Origin of the sequence: Rubritalea sp., assembly GCF_051252225.1 — a bacterium.
Taxonomy (GTDB): Bacteria; Verrucomicrobiota; Verrucomicrobiia; order Verrucomicrobiales; family Akkermansiaceae; genus Rubritalea.
On record NZ_JBPOGE010000042.1, the window covers coordinates 1 to 2412 of the forward strand.

The 2412-nt window shown below is 41.0% G+C and carries 2 protein-coding genes; both read left to right on the forward strand.

Going from position 1 to position 2412, the window contains the following annotated elements:
• Nucleotides 1-85: 85 nt before the first annotated feature.
• The gene (locus ACSHX2_RS15290; protein ID WP_435693825.1) at nt 86-463 is read left to right on the forward strand and encodes a hypothetical protein; all 378 of its coding nucleotides are present in this window, start codon (nt 86-88) and stop codon (nt 461-463) included.
• A 122-nt stretch (nt 464-585) separates the two neighbouring features.
• The gene (locus ACSHX2_RS15295; protein WP_435693826.1) at nt 586-1257 is read left to right on the forward strand and encodes a hypothetical protein; all 672 of its coding nucleotides are present in this window, start codon (nt 586-588) and stop codon (nt 1255-1257) included.
• Nucleotides 1258-2412: the final 1155 nt, after the last annotated feature.

Sequence of the window (2412 nt, forward strand, 5' to 3'; positions counted from 1 at the left end):
AAATCTTCACTACACTCAAACTCTAAACTCACAAACAAAGCTTTCTGGCCGAGTCTTCGGTTGGTGTGCTTTACGTTAGGCTAAAATGAAGATCTTTAAGACACCTCAAAGTGATATTGGCATTTCCGTCGATCCCTATAAAGAGGAACATAAGCTAGTCTTGTATTTGCTAGATGAGCATCCGGAAAAAGAACGCTTAATTTCCTTTGCTGAGAAACGTCACGGCTATGGAAGTGGCAATTCAGATTCAGGCATTACATATCCCGGGGATTTAGATGAGTACGACAAAGAACAAGGGATACATATCGAAGATGGCTATGTTGGAATTTACCATGGAATGATGGGTTGGGAGTTTCATATTCCAGAAGTTGATTATCTAGAACTTCTTCGGCTGTATTATTCTCTATTGAGCTTGTCGTCATGCGAGCGCCAGACTGCTGAACTCATAAATCGCCTTGCCTAACAAGACGCTGCACCCAATCCCTTCACCGTCGAGAGTCGAGCCATTTTCACAATTCAAACATCAACCCAAAACCAAAGCACGCTGAGAGTTCAGTGATTGGTGTGCTTTACGTTAGCCTAAATATGAACAATCATACAATCATCGAAGAATCAGACTCAGAACTATATTCAAACGGTTTTGATAATTTCCTTTTCGGTGACCGTAAAACAATCTTATCCGAATTAAAGATACTAGAGTCAGCATACAGATCGGTTAAGGCTACTAATTGTGCAAAGGCTATTTCTGAGGTTATCAGTTGGATTGAAAGCACACCAAAAATTGCCCCAATTGATCTCTCAGAAATTGACAAGAAACGTTTTGATGAAATCTGGAAGCATTATCAAATAGCGTCAGAAGAAGAACAACCTTGCAAACTCGCTGTACAGGCAATCGACATTCCAGAAGATGATGTCCCTACACCAGCAAACACCGACCTTTTCGTTATCCCAGTTGATTTATCGTTAAGGATTAACAGTAGATCAATTACAGGTGTTTGGGATAGCTTAGAACAAGAATTAGGAGACATTAACCCTTCAACAAGAGGTTCAGCTTTGGAAACAGCCAACAAGACCAAATCATATATCTATAATAGATGGGGTGGACCTATAGAAATACAGTTCATGCACGCTGACGCTCTGAAATCTTCCGGAGAAATCGGAGAGAAATCAGTATATGAACTACAAAAGTGGTTCACAAATTTTTTTAAGGTTGGTGAAGATGTCATCAAAGTCACATGGGAAAATAAACTTGGCTAACAAGACGCTGCACCCAATCCCCTCACCGTCGAGACGCGAACCATTTTCACAATTCAAACATTAACCCAAAACCAAAGCGCGCTGAGAGTTCGGTGATTGGTGTGCTTTACGTTCTACTAAAATGAAGGGTCGTCATATAGAAATAGCAGTCGCGGGCATGATAGCCCTTCTTGAATTCGCCTACTGTAATAAATACCACTATTGTAAATGTGGCCATCTGAGACACGAGAATCGATACATCTGGTCCAACTGGTTGTATGACTACATTAGCCTCGCTGCTGTATTGGCGATGACAGTCATCTCTTTCAAAGGTAAATTTAAACATGCCAAGGTAACTTTCTACGTAACACTATTCATTTTTCTACGATCTGCGGTTTTAAGAACGCCAATAGATCTGGACGGAGCACTTTTCATCCTCATATTATCTGTGGCCCACATAATCCAAGCTATCAAATTGAGGTTGAAACCACCTAATAGTAACCCTCCTCTAGGACTACAAAACTAACTTTGTAGAACAAGACGCTGCACCCAACCTCGTACCGCGGTTGAGCGCGACTCACCTTTCACTACATTCTAACCTTAAATCTTAATCCAAAGCTTTCTGGCCGAGTACTCGGTTGGTGTGCTTTACGTTCTACTAAATTAAGTCGTGTCACACCCCAATAACACAAGACAGACCTATAAACCTAACTGGAAGGTTTTTCTCATATGCTGCACATTCACAATGGGTTTATCCTTAGTTCTATCCTTGAATCACCTACCCTTTAATAAGGATCATTTCGGACTTTTTTTAACAGCACTCATTTCTGGAGGTTTTCTATCATGGACTACTCAAACTATTCTTACGCGTACATATTCTAGTATGCAGGGTACATATTCAAAAACCCATGAACCTATCCGATATTGGATACACTTCACTTTTATTGCCTTTCTCACATGCCTGTCACTTTACTACCTACTGATTCAGCTCCTCCTAATCTCCACGCTCTAAATTGCCTTTGTAGAACAAGACGCTGCACCCAACCTCGTACCGCGTTTGAGCGCGACTCACCTTTCTCTACATTCACTCTTAAATCTTAATCCAAAGCTTTCTGGTCGAGTACTCGGTTGGTGTGCTTTACGTTAGCGTGAATCTGAAGATTTTAGGAAGTAGAT

Excerpts from the sequence above, each read along its gene's own strand:
- ACSHX2_RS15290 (WP_435693825.1), top strand. The coding sequence starts at position 86 with ATGAAGATCTTTAAGACACCTCAAAGTGATATTGGCATTTCCGTCGAT.
- ACSHX2_RS15295 (WP_435693826.1), top strand. The coding sequence starts at position 586 with ATGAACAATCATACAATCATCGAAGAATCAGACTCAGAACTATATTCA.